General features: G+C 70.9%; 19 protein-coding genes. 8 read left to right on the forward strand and 11 right to left on the reverse strand.

Annotation, left to right across the window (positions count from 1 at the left end; all coding sequences use genetic code 11):
- Nucleotides 1-298: 298 nt before the first annotated feature.
- The gene (locus ACIP6W_RS15045) at nucleotides 299-1,900 is read right to left on the reverse strand and encodes an MFS transporter (protein ID WP_400430239.1); all 1,602 of its coding nucleotides are present in this window, start codon (nucleotides 1,898-1,900) and stop codon (nucleotides 299-301) included.
- A gap of 179 nt (nucleotides 1,901-2,079) precedes the next feature.
- Nucleotides 2,080-2,304, reverse strand: a complete 225-nt coding sequence (locus tag ACIP6W_RS15050) for a PLDc N-terminal domain-containing protein (RefSeq protein ID WP_066658679.1) — start codon at nucleotides 2,302-2,304, stop codon at nucleotides 2,080-2,082.
- Between the two features lie 111 nt (nucleotides 2,305-2,415).
- On the opposite strand from ACIP6W_RS15050, the gene ACIP6W_RS15055 reads away from it, so the two are divergent.
- The 3 genes from ACIP6W_RS15055 (at nucleotide 2,416) to ACIP6W_RS15065 (ending at nucleotide 4,802) form a co-directional block, all read left to right on the forward strand.
- The gene (locus ACIP6W_RS15055) at nucleotides 2,416-2,832 is read left to right on the forward strand and encodes an HIT family protein (RefSeq protein WP_400430241.1); all 417 of its coding nucleotides are present in this window, start codon (nucleotides 2,416-2,418) and stop codon (nucleotides 2,830-2,832) included.
- A gap of 106 nt (nucleotides 2,833-2,938) precedes the next feature.
- Complete coding sequence (locus tag ACIP6W_RS15060) at nucleotides 2,939-3,370, forward strand: hypothetical protein (RefSeq protein WP_251155735.1); 432 nt, start codon at nucleotides 2,939-2,941, stop codon at nucleotides 3,368-3,370.
- Between the two features lies 1 nt (nucleotide 3,371).
- Complete coding sequence (locus tag ACIP6W_RS15065; RefSeq protein WP_400430244.1) at nucleotides 3,372-4,802, forward strand: FtsX-like permease family protein; 1,431 nt, start codon at nucleotides 3,372-3,374, stop codon at nucleotides 4,800-4,802.
- A 30-nt stretch (nucleotides 4,803-4,832) separates the two neighbouring features.
- On the opposite strand, the gene ACIP6W_RS15070 is transcribed toward ACIP6W_RS15065, so the two are convergent.
- The gene (locus tag ACIP6W_RS15070; RefSeq protein WP_066656185.1) at nucleotides 4,833-5,261 is read right to left on the reverse strand and encodes a hypothetical protein; all 429 of its coding nucleotides are present in this window, start codon (nucleotides 5,259-5,261) and stop codon (nucleotides 4,833-4,835) included.
- Between the two features lie 211 nt (nucleotides 5,262-5,472).
- Nucleotides 5,473-5,922, reverse strand: a complete 450-nt coding sequence (locus tag ACIP6W_RS15075) for a DUF4383 domain-containing protein (RefSeq protein ID WP_400430246.1) — start codon at nucleotides 5,920-5,922, stop codon at nucleotides 5,473-5,475.
- Nucleotides 5,923-6,083: 161 nt separating this feature from the next.
- Here ACIP6W_RS15075 and ACIP6W_RS15080 point away from each other — a divergent pair, with 161 nt between their 5' ends.
- Complete coding sequence (locus tag ACIP6W_RS15080; RefSeq protein WP_400430250.1) at nucleotides 6,084-6,806, forward strand: tyrosine-protein phosphatase; 723 nt, start codon at nucleotides 6,084-6,086, stop codon at nucleotides 6,804-6,806.
- 101 nt (nucleotides 6,807-6,907) lie between these two features.
- On the opposite strand, the gene ACIP6W_RS15085 is transcribed toward ACIP6W_RS15080, so the two are convergent.
- Nucleotides 6,908-7,774, reverse strand: a complete 867-nt coding sequence (locus tag ACIP6W_RS15085; RefSeq protein ID WP_400430252.1) for an SMP-30/gluconolactonase/LRE family protein — start codon at nucleotides 7,772-7,774, stop codon at nucleotides 6,908-6,910.
- Between the two features lie 29 nt (nucleotides 7,775-7,803).
- Nucleotides 7,804-8,832 carry an LLM class flavin-dependent oxidoreductase gene (locus ACIP6W_RS15090; RefSeq protein WP_400430254.1) on the reverse strand — a complete coding sequence of 343 codons (1,029 nt, stop codon included), beginning with the start codon at nucleotides 8,830-8,832 and terminating at the stop codon, nucleotides 7,804-7,806.
- A 59-nt stretch (nucleotides 8,833-8,891) separates the two neighbouring features.
- Here ACIP6W_RS15090 and ACIP6W_RS15095 point away from each other — a divergent pair, with 59 nt between their 5' ends.
- Nucleotides 8,892-10,802 (forward strand): ABC transporter ATP-binding protein, encoded by a 1,911-nt coding sequence (locus ACIP6W_RS15095; RefSeq protein WP_066656205.1) that lies wholly within the window; start codon nucleotides 8,892-8,894, stop codon nucleotides 10,800-10,802.
- Nucleotides 10,803-11,233: 431 nt separating this feature from the next.
- Nucleotides 11,234-11,722 carry a hypothetical protein gene (locus ACIP6W_RS15100; protein ID WP_400430256.1) on the forward strand — a complete coding sequence of 163 codons (489 nt, stop codon included), beginning with the start codon at nucleotides 11,234-11,236 and terminating at the stop codon, nucleotides 11,720-11,722.
- Nucleotides 11,723-11,746: 24 nt separating this feature from the next.
- Here the strand turns inward: ACIP6W_RS15100 and ACIP6W_RS15105 are convergent, their stop codons facing one another.
- Nucleotides 11,747-12,694, reverse strand: a complete 948-nt coding sequence (locus ACIP6W_RS15105) for a LysR family transcriptional regulator (RefSeq protein WP_400430258.1) — start codon at nucleotides 12,692-12,694, stop codon at nucleotides 11,747-11,749.
- Between the two features lie 119 nt (nucleotides 12,695-12,813).
- On the opposite strand from ACIP6W_RS15105, the gene ACIP6W_RS15110 reads away from it, so the two are divergent.
- The gene (locus ACIP6W_RS15110; protein WP_271826333.1) at nucleotides 12,814-13,818 is read left to right on the forward strand and encodes a putative oxygenase MesX; all 1,005 of its coding nucleotides are present in this window, start codon (nucleotides 12,814-12,816) and stop codon (nucleotides 13,816-13,818) included.
- 20 nt (nucleotides 13,819-13,838) lie between these two features.
- Nucleotides 13,839-14,888 (forward strand): methionine synthase, encoded by a 1,050-nt coding sequence (locus ACIP6W_RS15115; protein WP_400430260.1) that lies wholly within the window; start codon nucleotides 13,839-13,841, stop codon nucleotides 14,886-14,888.
- Nucleotides 14,889-15,086: 198 nt separating this feature from the next.
- On the opposite strand, the gene ACIP6W_RS15120 is transcribed toward ACIP6W_RS15115, so the two are convergent.
- From ACIP6W_RS15120 to ACIP6W_RS15135, 4 genes are all read right to left on the reverse strand, one after another.
- Nucleotides 15,087-15,869, reverse strand: a complete 783-nt coding sequence (locus ACIP6W_RS15120; RefSeq protein ID WP_400430261.1) for a serine hydrolase domain-containing protein — start codon at nucleotides 15,867-15,869, stop codon at nucleotides 15,087-15,089.
- Nucleotides 15,766-16,497, reverse strand: a complete 732-nt coding sequence (locus tag ACIP6W_RS15125; protein ID WP_400430263.1) for an HTTM domain-containing protein — start codon at nucleotides 16,495-16,497, stop codon at nucleotides 15,766-15,768. Before ACIP6W_RS15125 ends, ACIP6W_RS15120 begins: the two co-directional genes overlap by 104 nt.
- Before the next feature lie 287 nt (nucleotides 16,498-16,784).
- Nucleotides 16,785-17,183 carry a hypothetical protein gene (locus ACIP6W_RS15130; protein ID WP_400430265.1) on the reverse strand — a complete coding sequence of 133 codons (399 nt, stop codon included), beginning with the start codon at nucleotides 17,181-17,183 and terminating at the stop codon, nucleotides 16,785-16,787.
- A gap of 145 nt (nucleotides 17,184-17,328) precedes the next feature.
- Entirely contained in the window at nucleotides 17,329-19,218 is a 1,890-nt protein-coding gene (locus ACIP6W_RS15135) for an alpha/beta hydrolase (RefSeq protein WP_400430267.1), read from the reverse strand.
- Nucleotides 19,219-19,544 lie beyond the last annotated feature (326 nt).

Raw genomic sequence — 19,544 nt, forward strand, 5'->3', positions numbered from 1 at the left:
CGGAAGACAAGCCAACCGCGAGGATTGCTCCGGAGACTACGGACGGGGGGGGGGGGGGGGCGGGGGGCGCCCCCCCCCCCGGCCCGGCGGCGGGGCCGGGGCCCCGGCGCGCCGGGGGGGAGGGACGGGGACCCGCCGCCCCCCCACCCCCCCCTCCCCGGAACCCCCCCGCGGGCGGTCCCCCCCCCCCCCCCCCGCCCCCCGGGGGGCGGGCCCCCCGCGGGGGGGGCCGGGCGCCCCCCCCCCCCCCCCCCCCCCCCCGTCCGTCAGCTGGTCGCCGCGCAACGGTCGCGCCCGTTCAGACGGACGCCTCCGTCCCGCGGACCTTCCCCACCACGACGTCGACGATCCCGGCGACGAGCGCCGCCGCGACGAAGACCAGGGAGACCCCGAGGCCGAGCGGGAGCCCCTGCGAGTAGTCGCCCTTCGTGCTCGCGAGCGACGAGTAGAACACGCTGCCGACCGCGGCGATGCCGATCGCCGAGCCGACGCGGGCTCCGACCTGGATCAGGCCGCCGGCGGAACCGCCCTGCTGGACCGGTACCTCGGAGAGCGTGAGCGTCTGGTTCGGCGAGATGGTCAGGCCCGACCCGATGCCGGCGACCAGCAGCGGCAGCACGAGCCACCAGCCGAGGTCCGGGCCGTAGTGTTCCGCGACGACCCAGATGACCGCGCCGAGGCCGATGAGCACCAGCACGGTGCCGACCACGATGAGCTGCCGACCGAAGCGGTGCACGATCCGGCCGCCGACGGTCGACGCGATGCCCGAGCCGATGGCGAACGGCACCGAGGCGACACCCGCGAGCAGCGCGGAGTACTGCAGGCCCGACTGCAGCGCCAGGGTCAGGACGAAGAACAGCGGGGTGAACCCGGCGAAGTAGACGGTGGCGAGACCGACCCCGAGCGAGAACGACCGACGGCGGAACAGCCGCAGGTCGACCACGGGCTCGTGGTCCCGGCCGTAGCGGCGCTCCCAGAGCACGAACAGCACCGCGAACACCACCGCGGCGACGACGAGCCACCACTTGGCGTTGCTCTTCCACTGCTCCGACTGCACGAAGGGCAGCAGCAGCGCGACGACCGCGGCGCCGAGCAGGACGATCCCGACCGGGTCGAAGTCGTGCTTCTGGCCGCGCTCCGCCTTCGGCGTGGTGGGCAGGTAGCGGAAGGCGAGCAGGATCGTGACGAGCCCGACGGGCAGGTTCACGAAGAAGACGAAGCGCCACCCGTTCTCGGTGCCGAACGCCGTGATGAGCAGGCCGCCCACGAGCGGACCGATCGCGGTGGCGATGCCGACGGTCGCGCCGAACAGGCCGAAGGCGGTGCCGCGCTCCTTGCCGCGGAACAGCTGCTGGATGAGCGCGGTGACCTGCGGGGTGAGCAGACCGCCGGCCAGGCCCTGCACCAGGCGGGCGACCACGAGCACGAACCCGTTCGGGGCGAAGCCGCAGAGCGCGCTCGCCACCGTGAAGAGTGCGACACCGACGACGAACATGCGGCGACGGCCGACGGCGTCACCGAGCCGGCCACCGGGCACGAGCAGCAGTCCGAACGCCAGGGCGTACCCGGACAGGATCCACTGGACGGCCTCGGGGGTCGCGCCGCTCAGGCCGCTCGAGATGGACTGGAGTGCGACGTTGACGATCGACACGTCGAGCAGGACGATGCCGCCGCCGAGCAGGCAGATGACGAGTGCCTTCCACCGGTTCGGGTCCGGGGCGTCGTCCTGCTGCTGCGCCGGTCGTCCGCCGGTCGGCTGCTGCTGGTCGGAGTGCTGCTCGGGGTGTTGCTCGGCCTGCGGCCCCGAGGGCTGCTCGGCGCTCGCGGCGTGGTGCGCGGTGTGGTGCGCGACGGTGGGAGCCGCATCGGGCTCGACGGGTCTGCGGTGTTCGGCTGCCATGACGATGCCACGCTAGGCCGGACCCTCGGGGCGATCCGCAGGCTGTGCGGTTCTTGTCCCCCGATCCGACCCGCGGACGCCGAGGACACCGCGAACACCTCGGACACCTCGGACACCTCGAACACCTCGGACACCTCGGACGCAGCAGACGCCCCGGACGGGCCGGTGGGGCCGGAGGGTCAGCGCCCCGTGCGCTGCAGGCCGTCCGCCGCCCTCCCCAGGAGCCAGTTGACCGCCCAACCGAGCACGCCGACGACCGGCACCAGGACGATGACGAGCGTCCAGACGATCTTCACCGCGTCGCTCCGGCGTCGGTCGCGCCAGACCTGCACCAGCGCCAGCACGTCCAGGGTCAGCAGCAGCACGAGCACCAGCACGTGGGCACCAGCGAGGTTCTCGAACACGTCGTCCTCCTTCGTCGTCGGAGGTCCCACGCTAGGACGCACCCCGTGTCGGTCGCGTCCTCCGCGAGGACGACCTCACTCCCCCTGGTCGGCGTCGACCAGACTGGAGCGATGGAGTCGTGCACGTTCTGCAGCATCATCGCCGGCGGGGAACCGGTCACCTGGGTCGAACGCGAGGAGCACGCCGTCGCCTTCGCCCCGCTCCCGGCATCGGCGCTGGCGCCCGGGCACACGCTGGTCGTCCCGGTCGCCCACACCGCGGACCTGCTCAGCGCCGACCCCACCTCGCTCGCAGCCTGCACGGCGCTGGCGCGACGGGTCGGCCTCGCGCTGCGGGGTGCCCTCGGCGCGACCGGGACCGTCCTCCTGCAGGCCTCCGGCACCGACGCCGGGCAGAGCGTGCCGCACCTGCACTTCCACGTGGTGCCCTGCTGGCCGGACGACGGCACGACGCACTGGCCGGAGCCGCCGTCGGCGCACGTGCACGACGGCGATCCGTACGCCGACCTGCGGGCGATGGTCGAGTAGGCGCGGCACCGGATGTCATCCCGGAGGAGCACGTCGGTCCTCCGCTGTGCCGATCCCGCCGTGGGCCGCGGTGCGCTGTGATCGTCCCAGACACGAAAGGCTCGACATGCCCCGCTCCACGATCACCGCTCCCCTCGCCGTCGGCGTGCTCGCCCTCGGCGCCCTGACGCTCACCGGCTGCTCGGCCCTCGGCGACCTCGCCCACGACCGGGTGACCTCCGAGGCCTCGACCCGCGCCGACCTCGACTCCGCACCCGACTGGCTGCCCTCGGACGCCAGCGACATCACCTCGGTCGCAGGCACCGGCGGGAAGGGCTCCGACACGACCCCGACCACGCTGGTCTTCACGAGCACCGACGGTGTCACCGACGACGCCTGCAGCACGACGCCCCGGCAGTCCGCGCCGACGATGGACGTCGACGGTGCGCCGGACGTGTACAAGGCCACCTCGGTGCTGCGGTGCGGCCCGTGGTCGATGACGTCGACGGGTGACCGCTGGGTCGCCTGGACGCCGAACCCGGGCGACGGCGGGTCCTGACGTGCCCCGTCCCCGCGGCCGCCACCGACGCACGAGGACGCGGCGCGCCCGTCCGTTCGGCGAGCACCGCGCCACGGTCGCCGTCGCGGCCCTCTCCGCCGGCCTCGGCGCCCTCGTCGTCACCGGCGCCGAGGCCGCGCACCGGATCGTCGAGCTCGGCGAACGCACCGGGTCGAGCGCAACGGTGGCCGCGATCCTGCCTGTCGTGGCGGGGGTCTTCATCGGGATCGCCCTGTACGTCAGCGCCGTGGTCGCGTCCAACACCTGCGCGACCGTCATCGCCGGCCGCACCCGCTCGCTCGGACTGCAACGTGTCCTCGGTGCCACCGGTCAGCAGCTCCGCTGGCAGGTCACCCGGACCGGGGCGACCTGCGGGATCGTCGGCGCCGCCGTCGGCACCGTCCTCGGCGCGGTCGTCGCGGACGCCGCGCTCGCCGTCACCGCGGCCGCGGACGTGCTCCCGTCGCTCGGCGTCGTCGCCCCGCCGTCCCTGGTCCCGATCGGGCTCCTGGTCGCGGTCATCACGACGGTCGCGTTCCGCATCGGCTCCCGCGCCGTCCTCACCATCTCCCCGCTCCGCGCGCTCGAGGCCGGCGTCGAGGCCGCTCCCGGCACGACCCGTTCCGTCGGCCGCACGGTGACCGCGAGCACGCTCTCCCTGCTCGGCACGGCGGGGCTCGGCGTCGCCGTGGTGCTCGGCGCGACGAGCGTCGACTCCCTGCTGCTCGCGGTGGCCTGCGGTGCCCTGTCGTTCACGGGCGTCGTGGTCGCCGCCCCGGTGCTGCTCCCCGCCGTCCTGCGGATCGCGGCCGCCGCGTCCGCCCGGTCGGTCGTGCCGGCGATGGCCGCACGGAACTCGCTCCGGGCGCCGAAGCGCACCGCCCGCGCGACGGTGGGGCTGCTCATCGCGGTGACGCTCATGGCCACGTTCGCCGTCGGGTTCTCGACCTACGCCAGCATGCTCCAGGGCCAGGCCGCGGACGACCCCGAGTACTACCGCGGCATCCAGGAGCAGTTCGACCAGCTCGCGGTCATGTTCACCGGCCTCGTCGGTGCCGCGGGGGTCATCGCGGCCGCCGGGGTCGTCGCCGTCACGGCCCTGACGACCGCGCAGCGGGGACGTGAGCTCGGACTGCTCCGGGTGGTGGGCGCGACGCGGCAGCAGGTCCGCGCGCTCGTCCTCGCGGAGACGGCGATCACGGTCGCGGTCGCGGTCGTGCTCGGCGGGCTGCTCGGCACCGCGTACGGCTGGGCCGGGGCGTACACCCTGCTCGGCGCGACGAAGGGTGCGGAACTCATCGCGCCCGTCGTGCCGCTCTGGCTCGTGGTCGTCGTGGTGGTCGGCGCTGCGGGCACCGGGCTCGCCGCTGCGCTCGGCCCGGCGGCACGAGCCGTGCGGGCGGCCCCGGTGACCGCGCTCCGGTACGAGTAGCGCCCGACGGGGCCGGGGGGTGTCGCGGGGTCAGCCGGCCGCCCGGCGCACGAGCTCCCGGAGCCGCTGCTCGACCTCGTCGGTCCACTCGACGACGGCGAACGAGGTCGCCCACATCGCGCCGTCGTCGAGCGTGGCGTCCTCCTGGAACCCGACGGTCGCGTAGCGCGCACCGAACTTCGAGGCCGGCTGCACGAAGGTGACGACCTTGCCGTCCCGCGCGTACGACGGGAACCCGTACCAGGTCTTCGGATCGAGCTCCGGAGCGACCTCGGTCACGAGCACGTGGTAGCGCGCGGCCAGGACCTGGTCGAAGCCCTCGAGTGCCTCGATCGCGGCCGTGCACGCCTCGCGCTCGGCCTCGCGCTTCGCGGCGCCCTTCAGCCCGCGCGTCGCCTTCCGTTCCGCTGCTGCCTGCTGCATCGCGGCTCGCTCCGCGTCGCTGAACACCTCGGCCATGCCCGTCTCCCTCACCGATCCGCCCGGTCCGCGACCGGTGCTGACGGCATCCTGGCACCGCCGGTGCGGACCGCGCGACCCGGCGGACGGGAGGCACGGTGCGGGTCGACCACGAGCCTCCCGTCCGTCCCGGCGCACGCCCGTGGCCCACGGACGACAGGAGCGCGCCGGTCCGAGGACCGACGCGCTCCTGTCTGCGCTGGGCTGGGTGTCAGCGGGTGGTGCGTCCGGCGCGGGGCAGGAGCACGCCGAGGACGATCATCGCGACGGCGAGGAAGGCGTGCAGGACGTTGTCGGCGCTGTTCAGCGGGACGAAGTTCGCAGCCCCGGCCATGCCGGCGACGAAGAGGCCGAAGACGAACAGCACGGCGTAGACGATGCCGCCGACGAGCAGGTACGAGCGCGAGCCCGCGGCCGAACGGGCGGCGAGCAGGCCGACGATGCCGAACAGCAGGTGCACGATGTTGTGGAGCACCGACACCTGGAACAGGCCGAGGAGCATGGCCATCGAGCTGTTGCCCGCGAAGGACAGCGTGCCCATGTCCATCGTGAGTCCGGGGATGAAGCCGGCGATGCCGACGATGAGGAAGACGATCCCGAAGAGCAGTGCGCCCTTCTGGACGAGGGTCGAACCGGTACGGGGGGTTGCTGCGCTGGACATGTGGTCTCTCCTTGTGTGCGAGGACCGGGTCGTGGTTCCGGTCGGGGACGTGACTCGTGTCACGCTCGGTTGCCTTTCACGGTAGACATGCAGCCTGCTCTCGGTTTCCCCCCGTCCGGGGGCGCGCGCCGAACGGACAGGACCCGTCGTACGGTGGGAGGGTGCGTGGACTCGACTGGGACGGCTACCGGAACGTGCGGGACCTCGGCGGGCTCCCCACCCCGTCGTCCCCGACCGGTGCGACGCAACTCGGCCGGATCGCACGCGGTCCGCGCCGCGAACTGCTCACGGACCGGGGGTGGCAGGACGCACGCGTGTGGGGGCTCCGGTCGGTGGTCGACCTGCGGTGCGCCGACGAGGTGGGGCGTCGCGAGGGCGATCCCCTCGTCGCTCCGGACGCCCTCACCGACATCACCGTCGTCGCGGCCCCGACCGAGGACCAGGACGACCCGGAGTTCCGCGAGGTGTGCTTCCCGATCCTCGACTCCCCCGAGTACTGGCGGCACAACTGGCGGATCCTGCCCGACCTGGTGCTCGGTGCGCTGCGGGCGATCGCGGACGCGCCGTCCGGGGTGCTCGTGCACTGCAGTGCGGGGCGCGACCGGACGGGCATGATCAGCACGCTGCTGCTCGCGAACGCCGGCGTCCCGCCGACGGCCGTCGCCGAGGACCACGCGGCTTCCGTCCGCGCGATGGCCGGCACCGGGACCCACGCTCCGGGTGACCGCCAGGCGACCTGGGATGCCGACCAGGTGACCGAGTGGCTCGCCACCGTCACACCGATCGTCGAGGACGTCGCCGCCGACGTCGACGCGGCGTTCGCCGCCGTCGGTGCCGACGACGACCTGCGCGCACGGTTGCGCGCCCGACTCACCATGCCCTGACCACGCGGGAGCCGTCGGACGGGAGGCACGCTGCCGGCCCGCACCGCGCCTCCCGTCCGTCAGCTGCGCCCCGCCGTCGACTGCTCAGGTCGGTCGTGCGGTCACGGTCCGGGGACGGTGACGCGGACGGCGCTGATCCGCCCGGCGCGCGTGCGCGCCGTGGTGTCCGGGTCGTAGCTGTCGGCGGTGGCGAGGTAGAGGGTGCGACCGTCCTCGCCGCCGAGCGCGCAGTCGATCGCGCACAGGCCGGGGGCGTCGACGCGGTCGGTGACCTCGCCGCCCTCGACGACGCGGAGGAACTCCCCCGTGTCCACCGAGCAGACCCAGATCGCGCCCTCGGCATCGACCGTGCTGCCGTCCGGCGTGACGCCCTCGGGCAGCGTCGCCCACTCGCGGCGGCCGGTGAGCGACCCGTCCGGCTCGATGTCGAACGCGGTCAGTCGACCACCCCAGGTCTCGCTGACCACCAGGGTCCGCGTGCCGGGGAGCACGTTCGCGCTGTTCGGGAACACCAGGCCGTCGGCGGCGAGCCGGGCGGAGCCGTCCTGGTCGACGACGTAGAGCGGTCCCGGGCGGAGTTCTTCACCGCCGTACAGGTCGTAGCCGAACGCGCCGACGTACGTCCGGCCGGTCGCCTCGTCGACGACCAGGTCGTTGAGGAGCGACGGTTCGGTCGACGACAGGTCGGCGAACGGCTCGTTCGAGCCGTCGGGACGCACGACCTGGATCGTCCGGGCGTTCATGGCACTGACGATCAGCCGGCCGTCGGCGAGCCACCCGAGGCCGGACGACTGGCCGTCGATGGTCGTCTCGAGGCGCGGTCGCGCGTCCGCCGCACCGGGGTCGACCGAGAAGACCTCGCCCGTGTGCATGTCGGAGTACCAGAGCCGGCCGTCGTGCCAGCGGTTGCCCTCGGGGAAACGGATGCCGGAGACGACCTCGGTCGCGGAGTCGATGGTGGTGTGCACCCGTCCAACCTGCCACTCCGGACTGGCGGTCACCTGGCGCTCGTGGCCGGGGTCCAGCCGAGCTCGGGGCCGAGCCGACCGGCCATGTCCTCGATGATCTGCGCGTAGTCGTCGGGTGCGAACGAGAACGGCAGCGCGAAGGCCACCTCCGTCGCCACCTGGTACCCGGCGTCGGCGCGGAGTCGATCGGCGATCTCGGCCGAGCTCCCGACCAGGTCGGCGGCGAACAGCAGCTTCCCCGGCCCCTGCGGCACCCCGACCCGACCGGCCCGGGACCCGGCGTACGCCCGGTAGCGCTCGACCTGCTCCGGCGTCGCCGAGTCGGTCGGGATGACCACGAGGCCCTGCGAGACCCGCGCCGCAGCAGGGTCCGGGTGCGCGTCGAGGTAGGCGTCGACCTGCGCGCGCTGGTTCGCGGCGAAGTCCGTGCCGACCTCGCTCCGGGTCACGCTCGAGGTGAGCAGGTGGAAGCCGTGCTCGGCCGCCCACACCGCGGACCGCGTGCTGCCGGTGCCGTACCAGATCCGGTCGGCGAGACCCGGGCTCTGCGGTTGGACGGTCGTGGCGAACTCCTCGATCCCCCGGCGCTCCACGGTCGCCGTGACGGGGTCGCCACGCACGAGGTCCCGGAAGCGCAGGAGTCGGTCGTTGCCGAGGTCCTCGTGCTCGGCGGTGTCCGGGTGGATCGCGTCACGGTAGAGGTCGTAGTGCATGGGCGTCCCCACGGAGAAGCCGGGCTGCAGCCGACCGCCGAGCAGCACGTCCACCGTGCCGAGGTCCTCGGCGAGGCGGAACGGGTTCTCGGCGCCGATCGGGGTGACCGCGGTGCCGAGGGCGATCCGCGAGGTGCGCTGCGAGGCTGCGGCAGTGATCGCCACGGGCGACGAGATGCCGTGCTGCAGGTGGCGGTGCCGGAGCCAGGCACTGTCGAAACCGAGGGCCTCGGCTCGCTCGATCACGCGGAGCGTCTCCTCGTGGCCGTCGGCCGGGCGCACGGGGTCGAACGAGCCGATGGTCAGGAAGCCGAGGCGCTCGAGGGGCCGGTCGTCGGAGGGCATGCTCCGATCGTCGCAGACCGGGGCGCGGGGCGTCGGTGGTCCCGACGTATCCTGGCTGCATGAGCATGGAAGGCGCTGCCTGGAGCTCGCTGTACAAGATCTCGTCCGCGAAGGACGCCGGGCGGGGCTTCTCCCGCGAGTCGCTCCGACGGATCATGACGTTCGCCGTGCCCTACAAGGTGCAGCTCGTGGTGTTCATCGCGCTGTCCGTCGTGGGGGCGTTCCTCGCGGTCGCGACGCCGGTGCTCGCCGGCCAGGTCGTCGACGTCATCGCCGCCCGCGGCGCCGTGTCGACGATCGTCTGGTTGGCCCTGGTCATCGCGCTCGTGGCCGTCGCCGACGCCGCGTCGTCGCTGCTGACCCGCTGGTACTCCGCGCGGATCGGCGAGGGCGTCATCCTCGACCTCCGCACCGCGGTGTTCAACCACGTGCAGAAGATGCCGATCGCGTTCTTCACCCGCACCCGCACCGGCGCCCTGGTCAGCCGGCTCAACAACGACGTCATCGGCGCGCAGCAGGCCTTCAGCGGGACGCTCTCCGGCGTCGTCACGAACTCCGTGGCACTCGTGCTGACCCTCGTCGTCATGCTCAGCACCTCGTGGCTGGTGACGGTCATCGCCGTCGTCATGCTCCCGGTGTTCCTCGTCCCCGCACGCCGGATGGGCAGCCGCCTCGCCGCACTCCGCCGCGAGGCCGCCGACCACAACTCCGCGATGAGCACGCAGATGACCGAGCGGTTCTCCGCGCCCGGCGCGACGCTCGTCAAGCTGTTCGGACGCCCCGACGAAGAGGCCGAGGAGTTCCGCGTCCGCGCCGCCCGCGTGCGGGACATCGGCGTCCGCACCGCGATGCTGCAGTTCGTCTTCGTCACCGCGCTCATGCTCGTCTCGGCGCTCGCGCTCGCACTCGTGTACGGGCTCGGCGGCACGCTCGCCCTCGGTGGCCAGCTGAACACGGGCGACGTCGTCACCCTCGCACTCCTGCTCACCCGCCTCTACGCACCGCTCACGAGCCTGGCGAACGCCCGCGTCGAGATCATGAGCGCCGTCGTGAGCTTCGAGCGCGTCTTCGAGGTGCTCGACCTCCGGCCGCTCATCCAGGAGAAGCCCGACGCCGTCACCCTGCCCGACGGTCCCGTCGCGGTCGAGTTCGACGACGTCCGCTTCGCCTACCCGTCCGCCGACAAGGTCTCGCTGGCCTCGCTGGAGGAGGTCTCCACGCTCGACACCCGCGGCGGTGACGAGGTCCTGCACGGCGTCTCGTTCCGGATCGAGCCCGGGCAGACCGTCGCCCTGGTCGGGTCCTCCGGCGCGGGCAAGTCCACGATCGCGCAGCTGCTCTCCCGCCTGTACGACGTCGACAGCGGCGCCGTCCGACTCGCCGGCACGGACGTCCGCGACGTCACCTTCGCGTCGTTGCGGCACACGATGGGCATGGTCACCCAGGACGGGCACCTGTTCCACGAGACCATCGGCGCCAACCTGCGCCTCGCCCGCCCCGAGGCCACCGACGACGAGGTGTGGGACGCCGTGCGACGCGCACGCCTCGAGCCGCTGATCCGGTCGCTGCCCGACCAGCTCGACACCATGGTCGGCGAGCGGGGCTACCGACTGTCCGGCGGCGAGCGCCAGCGCATGACGATCGCCCGGCTCCTGCTCGCGCAGCCCCGCGTCGTGATCCTCGACGAGGCGACCGCCGCGCTCGACTCGACGTCCGAGGCCGCCGTGCAGGCCGCCCTGAGCGAGGCGCTCGACGGTCGCACGGCGATGGTCATCGCGCACCGGCTGTCTACCATCCGGAGCGCGGACCTCATCCTGGTCATCGAGGACGGCTCCGTCGTCGAGCGCGGCACGCACGAGGAACTCCTCGCCGCGGGCGGCCGGTACGAGGAGCTGCACCGGACCCAGTTCGCCGTCCAGGCGGACCAGGCGCCGGACCCCGCTCCGCTGCGCGGGAGCGGCATCCGCTGACGGCGCGACCGCAGCGTCCTGTGACGGGCTGCGGGCGGACGTGCGATCGCGCCCAGCGCCGGCCCGGAGGCGCGTGGTGCGCGCGCCCCGCGCCTCCCGTCCGGCGGCACCGCGGTCCGCAGCCGTCAGCCGCTCCGTGCCCGAGACCGAGATCGGGTCCACGTCCGTGACGATCCCGGTGCACGAACCGCGGCATCCGTGCACCGGGATCGTCACGCGGCGGACGGGACGTGGCCGCCCCGTACTCGGCTCCCGGCTCGCTCGGTGCGACGAGGCGCAGGATGGCGTCGTGTCGTCGCTCACGCCGCCACGGGACAAGGAGTCGAGATGACCGCGTACCACCTCTCGAGGCCGGCCTCGGGATCGTCCTCGGGATCGTCCTCGGAGCGGATCCCTGACCGATGCGGACGGTGAGGGAACACGTCCGTGCGGTGATCGCCGTCGTCACTGCGGCGACAGCGATCGTCGTCATCACCGGTTGCAGTGGAGGAAGCCGCGTGGACTCGGAGAGCAACGGGGCCGTGAGCACTGCCGAGGCCCGGCAGTCCGTGCAGGACATCGTCGACCGGACTGCCTCCTCACTCGAGGGCGACTGGGAGGTCTCCAGCGGGCCCTCGGTCGAACAGTGCAGCAAGAGCGACGGCAGCGACGGCGCTGCCTACAGGTACATCACGGCTCTCGCGAAGCCGACCGGTGAACCCGAAGCGGACATCGCCGTCGTCGAGAAGCTGTGGGAGGAAACCGGGATCACCACGCAGCCGTACGAGAGCGGGGGCGACGACCCGATCCTCGGTCTCCGCGGCGCAGGAGGCCCGACCACGTCCATCAGCTTCCTGGCGGACACCCGTCGGTACACGGTCTCAGCAACGTCCGAGTGTGCTGACGGGGACGCCGTCGAGATGCAGCGCAACGGCGAGTGACGAGCGGCGGAGATCCTCGACGGATCAGTGCGGCCCGAGCAGCTCGACCCCGTAGCTGACGACGACCGCCCGCAACTCCTCCAGGTACGTCTGCGCCTGCTCCGTCAGGGGCACCGAGGAGTGCGCGATCCACCCGATCTCGATGCGCTCGTCGACGTCGAGCGGGATGGCGACGATCTCCGGGTCGAGGTCGTCGCTGATGAGCCCGGTCGAGATCGTGTACCCGCCGAGCCCGATCATGAGGTTGAAGATCGTCGCCCGGTCCGACACCCGGATCTCCCGCTTGCTCGACATCGTCGACAGGATCTCCTCGGCCAGGTAGAAGGAGTTGTTCGCGCCCTGGTCGAACGTCAACCGCGGCAGCTCGGCGAGGTCGTCGAGCGTCGCCCGCTCCTGCGACGCCAACGGGTTCCGCCGGGCGACGAAGACGTGCGGCTGTGCGACGAACAGCGGCGTGAACACGACCCCGGCGTCCCGCATGAGCTTGCCGAGGACCTGCCGGTTGAAGTCGTTGCGGTAGAGGATGCCGAGCTCGCTCCGCAGCGTCCGGACGTCCTCGATGATGTCCCACGTGCGGGTCTCGCGCAGCGAGAACTCGTACTGGTCGGCGTCGGCACCCTCGACCATCCGCACGAAGGCCTCGACCGCGAAGGAGTAGTGCTGGGCCGACACCCCGAGCAGCCGGCGCGACGCCTGGCGCCCGACGTACCGCTGCTCGAGCAACGACACCTGCTCGACGACCTGGCGGGCGTACCCGAGGAACTCGACGCCGTCGACGGTGAGCACGACCCCACGTGCGGACCGGGTGAAGAGCGGCCGGCCGATGCGAGCCTCCAGGTCCTTCATCGCGGCCGACATGGTCGGCTGCGAGATGTAGAGCAGGTCTGCGGCCGCGCTGATCGATCCTTCGGAGGCGACCTCGATGAAGTACCGCAGCTGCTGCAGGGTGATGTCGTTCGCAACGCGAGCCATAGGAACAGGCTATGCGACCGCATAGCGTCTCGGTATTACCTGATGACCCGCGCCTCCCGCCATGATCGGAGGACTCATCCCACAGTGCCCGCGGGCGCTCGACGACCGGACTGCGGACCATGGCGAACGACATCACCTTCAGCATCAGCAGGACACGCTTCGACGAGGACTACTCGCCGGCCGAGAGCTCGCGCCTGACGACGAACTTCGCGAACCTGGCCCGCGGGGAGCACCGGCAGCAGAACCTCCGCGACGCGCTCGCGCTCATCGACGGGCGCTGCAACGACCTGGCCGGTCACCCGGACGCGGATCGCTACCGCGTCGAGCTCGACATCGTGTCGGTGACGATGCAGTTCGAGGACGGCGGACAGGTCGAGCGCTTCCCCTTGATCGAGGTGCTCGACGTCACGATCGTCGACCAGCACTCCGGCGAGCGCCACCAGGGCATCGTCGGCAACAACTTCTCGTCGTACCTGCGGGACCACGACTTCGCCGTCCGCCTGCCGTCCGCATCCTCGCTCCCCGCCGACTTCGGGCTGCTGCACGGGCAGCTCTTCCAGCACTTCCTGCGATCGGACGCGTTCCGGTCGGAGTTCGACGCGGAGCCGGTCGTCTGCATCAGCGTCTCGACGAGCCAGACCTACCGGCAGACGGGCGTCGTCCACCCGGTCCTCGGTGCGGAGTACGAGCACGAGCACTCGTCGCTCACCGACGACTACTTCGGTCGCATGCGCATGCAGGTCCGGTACTGCATGCCGCCGGGGTCCAAGGCACCGCTCGCCTTCTACTCGCGCGGCGACGTCCTGACCGACTACTCGGACCTGCAGCTCATCGGCACGATCGCCACCATGGAGACGTTCCAGAAGATCTACCGGCCGGAGATCTACAACGCGAACGAGGTCGCGCCGAGCACGTTCCGCCCGACACTCGAGCACGACGACTGGACGTCGACCGGCATCGCCTACGACCGCGAGGAACGCAGCCGCCTCGGCGTCACGCAGGGCCGGTGGACCGAGGAGCACCTCGTCACACCGCACCGCGACTTCCTCGACCGCTGGCTCGCTGAGCAGACCGCACACGCCGACCAGGCTCTTCCCGCCGCCCCCGCTGCCCTCACCCACTGACCGACTGGACCCCCACGCGCATGAGCACGCTCCTCCCCACCGCGATCGTCGGCAGCCTGCCGAAGCCCTCCTGGCTCGCCGAGCCCGAGCGACTCTGGTCCCCCTGGCTGCTCGAGGGTGACGCCCTCGTCGAGGGCAAGCAGGACGCGCTCCGCTCCGCCGTCCACGAGCAGGAGCGCAACGGCATCGACATCGTCAGCGACGGCGAGCAGACCCGGCAGCACTTCGTCACCACCTTCATCGAGCACCTCGACGGCATCGACCAGGAGCGCAAGGAGACCGTGCGCATCCGCGACCGCTACGACGCCGCCGTGCCCACGGTCGTCGGCGCGGTGAGCCGCCCGGAGCCGGTGTTCGTCGAGGACGCGAGGTTCCTCCGGGCCCAGACCGACCGCCCGATCAAGTGGGCGCTCCCCGGCCCGATGACCATGATCGACACGCTCTCCGACCAGCACTACAAGAGCCGCGAGAAGTTGGCGTGGGAGTTCGCGACGATCCTCAACCAGGAGGCACTCGAGCTCCAGGAGGCCGGCGTCGACGTCATCCAGTTCGACGAGCCCGCGTTCACCGTCTTCCACGACGAGGTGCAGGACTGGGGCGTCGCCGCACTCGAGCGCGCCGCCGAGGGCCTGCGCGCCGAGACCGCCGTGCACATCTGCTACGGCTACGGCATCGAGGCGAACAACCGGTGGAAGGAGACCCTCGGCGCCGAGTGGCGGCAGTACGAGCAGTCCTTCCCGCTCCTGCAGCAGTCCTCGATCGACATCGTCTCCCTCGAGTGCATCCACTCACACGTCCCGCTCGAACTCGTCGAGCTCATCCGCGGCAAGAAGGTCATGCTCGGCGCGATCGACGTCGCCACCGAGCAGGTCGAGACGCCCGAGGAGGTCGCCGCAGTCCTCCGCCGCGCCCTCGACCACGTCGACGCCGACAAGCTCATCCCGAGCACGAACTGCGGCATGGCGCCGCTGGCGCGCGGGGCGGCCCTGCAGAAGCTCGGTGCGCTGTCCGCGGGTGCGGACATCGTGCGAGCCGAGCTCGCGAGCGTCGCGGTGCCGGCAGCGCGGTAGTCCCCTGCTCCGCAGGACGGCTCGCCCCAACAACGGGGCGAGCCGACCGCCGTGTCCCCGCCTGCGCTGGTCCCGATCCGGCCTGGAGGCAGGGGTCGCTCCTGGCGGGTCGGTCACATGTGTGGGCACCTGCGCGTCGGCGCGGGGCTGGCCGCCAGCCAGCTCGAGTTGGTCACCTCCTGACCGCCGCGGCTCATCTCATCGACGTCGCTCGCCACGCCCTGCGAGCTCCCGTTCGATGACGGCTGAGGCGATGCGGTCCGGAGTGAAGAGCCGCTGCGCCAAGGCATGTACGACCGCCGTCACGCCACCCGCAGACACGATGGCAGCACCTGCAGCACGTACCTGTCCGTTGATCCAGATCGTCGCATCCCGTTGTTGCCAAGCAACCGTCCGCGCCGGGTCGTCCAGGTCTCCCAGAGCCCAGTCCGCATATCGGCACAGGTCCTCGAACGTCGACCAGACGCCCCCTGCAGCTGCATAGGGCGACCCGGTCATCGTCCACGGCTCGACGGGCCGACCAAGCCTCCGCGGCACGACTCTGGCTGTCTCCAGTGGAGCTGTCGTGGCCGTGGTGATGCCCGCTGGCTCGAGGACCTGCTTCCGTACCGTTCGGAACCAGTTGCCGTCGACGTCGTCGAGTAACTCACCGAGCAGGGCGTAGCCGAGGTTCGAGTACGCAAACTGTCCGCGGTCTCCGCTGCGAACGACGCTGTCCGGATCCAGAGGGGCTCCGATCGTCGGAAGGTACGGATCGCGGAACGGCACCAGTCCCATACCGACGTGCAGGCGAGGGAGTCCCGAGGTGTGCTCAATCAGGTCTTGGACGGTGAAGTCAGCCCCCGGGAACCGGGGCGCGAACTGACGGACCTCGCGGTCAAGCGGAAGCACCATCGTCGCAGCGGTCCCCACGAGTCCCTTGGTGATACTTCCCCACTCGACCAGAGCAGCCCTTGCGTACGGCCCGCTGGCGGGACGCACAGAACGCCAGCCCCACTCGTCGCCGATGCTCGCCCGCCAGTGTCGCCGTACTCTCAACAGGTCTCTCATCAACTGTTTCCTCTCGACAGCCGGCCAATGCGCGGCGTAGCAGGGCCGCCCGGCGGTGCAAGCGCACCACGTGATGGTTCACGAAGAGAAGGTCGTACGCCGCCATGACGAGCGCGAATGATGTGAGCCCCATCAGCACTGCAATCGCCAGATGGAACGTCAGCATCACCGCAACAGCCAACGGTCTTCCTTGGCGGAAGAGCACGAGCACTGGGAAGAACACCGATGCGAGCACGGTCGCGTACGCGCCGATGACGAGAACCCAATCCGATTGCAGGACGAACGGCGTCACGCCGGGCAGGAAGAACTCCGGAACGCTCAGGATGTAGTACAGCGCGGTTCCGTCCTGCCACAGCTGACCCTGGACCTTGTACAGGCCCGCCATGAGGTACACGACCACGACCTGCGTCACGAGCAGGAGGAGTCCGGTGTTGTTGCACACGCTCGCGATCACCCCGACGGGCTCGGAACGGATTCGACGAACGGTGAAGGCGGAGTAGCACCGCGTGAGGAGGAGGAAGCAAGTCGCCGTTGAGGCGAGCGCGTCGCCGCCGTCCATGAGCCCCGGATTCGCCATGTACAGCGGCCAGAGCGGCTTGCAACCTCGGCGTCGGTCCGATCACTCGATGGGCGGCCCTGGTCGAGTGGTCAGCGTTGCCGGACGGGATCGCTCCAACACGGGAACGGCTTTGTGCGCGCCGAGCTCGCGAACGTCGCCGTGCCGGTAAGGCGGTAGCCCCCGCTCCGCAGGTAGCCTCGCCTCTGCAACGGGGCGAGCCGTCCGTCAGGTGCCCAGCTCGGTCCGGCTTGGAGGCGCGGGTCGATCGGGCGATCAGGTCGCTGTCGTCATTCCTGGCCTTCGAGGCTCATCTTGTCGAAGTCACCCGGGACGCAAAGCGAGCTGCCGTCGATCGTGTACCCGCGGGGATCCGCGCGGAAGTCGGACGACTTCACCGGGCCACCCCTGCCTCGAACGCCGAGGATGGGGTCCTCGCCGCCGGTCTGGTACCGCTCCGTTGTGACCCCGAGCTCCTTCCAGTGCCGCTCCACCGCCTCGACGTCGGCCTTCGGGTCAGCGCTCGCTGGGCGAACCTTGGCGTAGACGTACTGCACGCCCCCTTGTCCCAGGCCGACACCACACTTCCCGAGCCCGGGGCCCTCACCGATCTCCCAGCCGTCCCCCACCACGTCGGTCGATCCCTCGACGAACGTCACGATGGACTGCTTTGCTTCTTTCGTGTTCATGCCAGACCTTTCGGTGCAACCAGTGAGAACGGTGACGGCGAGCAGCACTGCCCCGACCGACCTGACGACGGAGACGGTCTGCCGCCTACTTGACCTCATTCGAGAGTTCCTTCCGCATCAGTTCGCTTCTGCGACATCGGGGGAATCACTTCGTCAACCGTTCAGGTTGGCCCGTGGTTGCGTATGCAACGTTTTGTAGCGACTGCGTGTCCTTGTCCAGATAGCCGCCGCCGTACCATGTGTGTACGCCGTGGTCGCGAACTGGCTTGAGGCCTGGCGCCCCGTCGGCGCCGAAGCTGGTCGCACCGAACTCCGGCGCAGTCGGATCCTGGTGGTGATCGGAGCTGAGGCCCCGACCGACCGCCGCCCACTCGTCGCCACCCCAGTGCTCGATGATCGGCTTCGCCACTTCCGCTTGTCCGGCGTACACCCTATCGGCGTGGATGTCGTCCGCTCCGTGGATGCTGTCCGGAATCCCGGCCGACGCGATGGCAGTGAACGAATCCACGTGCACGCCCTCCGTTGTGAGTGCGTAGGACGCTGTCGTCGTGCCGTATGAGTGCCCGAGGACGTTGACCGTCGGCATTCCTCCGGCCCTCGTCGCATCAAGTCCCTTGATCGAGGCAGCCAGCTTCTCGCCGCCGGCCTTCGCGTAGTTGCTGCCGAAGACGGTGAAGCTCGCCGGAGGGACCGGCGGTGCTTCGTATCCCATCCAGGCGACGATGGCGTTCGTGGAACCACGGCCGGATGGGGTCGCCTTCGCCTGCTCGCCGTAGACGTTCTGAGCGGCGCTCGTCCAGTCGGTCATACTGCCCGTGCTCGATCCCATCCCCGGTACCGCCCACGTGACGTTGGTCGCCTCGTCGAGATCTCCGATGGACACCGCCGCCAGGGGCGGGTGGTCTGTGCTGAGCATCGTGAGCGTTCTGGTTCCGTTGCGACCGTTGGGGTTGAGAGAAGACTTGATTGATTCGAGTGCGGAGAGGTCTGCCGCGTCCTCCCGCGCCTCCGCACTGTAGACGCGATCTGGGCGACCGATGTCGTCGAGGAACTGCTTGGCGGATGCGATGCGGCGGTCGAGAACGGCGACGTTCGCGGCGCCGCGTGCCCAGTACGGAGCCCCTTCAAGGTTTCCCAGAGCAGTCAGCACCGAAGTCGGGAGGAGCGCGAGCTCCGCTGCGTCTTCCCGGGTGAGCCCGAGGTCCGACCACATCGCCGCGACCTCGGTCGGGCTCATCCCATCGGCGAAGAGGCGCTGGACACCGCGGACGAGCTCGTCGTCGATCACCTTGTCGATCCTGGCGTTCGCCAGCGATCCGCCGCTACCGGCTTGTTCGAACGCATCAGCGATGCGGTCGATCCATGCGGCATCGGCCCGGTTCTCCACGAGGAACCGATCGAATCCAGTCACGAATGTGCACCCGTCGATCTGCACCCAGGAGCACGAGACGGTGAATGCCTCCCAAGCGCTGGCAAGTGTTGCTGCCTTTCCCTCGGCGGCCGCGTCCTTGGCCCGGCTGACGGTGCTGAATTCTCGCAGTCGCGCTGGGTCGGCCGAGCTACGACCGTTTCCTGTGCCGCCCCCGGAGCGCGTGCGTTCCCGGGGTGCGAAGGCCGCGTGGATCGTCGGTGGTCGGATGGCGACCTCCGACGGTTTCGGCGCACGGATGGCGGCTGGGGGAAGGGTGGTGGTGGTATCGAGCAAGGACATCGCTGCGACGCGCTGGCGCTCACGTTCGGCGTCGTTCCAAGCTTCGAGGGCGTCCAAGCGTTCCTGTTCGGCCTGCGCAGCGGACTCGGCTTCGCGTATCTGCCCGACAAGGTCGTTCAGCACGGACGCCAGCTTGCCCCGGTCAGCTGACTCGGCCGAAGCAGACTCGGTGAACCGGTCGGCGTAGACACCGGCAAAATCAGCCGCTGCCTCCTCGACCGCAGACCGGCGGGTCCCTGACTGAGCGCGGAGCTCGTCTTCCGCCGACGTGGCCGCCCGGATGACGGCGCTCGCTGCAGCCGCATCGAACTCGATCTTCCCCATGATGTCCCCCTCAGGCCCACCCCAGTCGGAACCCCGACCTCACCGGGAAGCAGCACGCTAGCGCGGGTATTCCACACATTGCGCAGCAACCGTGCGGGGTCCTCGCCGCCTTTCTGGTACCGCTCGGGCGGAACAGAGATCCTCGGCAGGCGGTCCTCTTGCGGCGCAACCGCGGACGTGCACGCTGCGCCGATGTGTGCTCGTCGAGTCGGACGCGGGTGACGAGAACAGCAGCGAGGAGGTAGCTCACCGCGTCAGCGGCACGATCCTCGACAGGAGCGACTGCGTCGCGGCGGAGCCGATGACGAACAGGATGCCGAACACGG

Source organism: Curtobacterium sp. NPDC088465 (genome assembly GCF_044753165.1).
In the GTDB taxonomy this organism is placed as follows: Bacteria; Actinomycetota; Actinomycetes; order Actinomycetales; family Microbacteriaceae; genus Curtobacterium.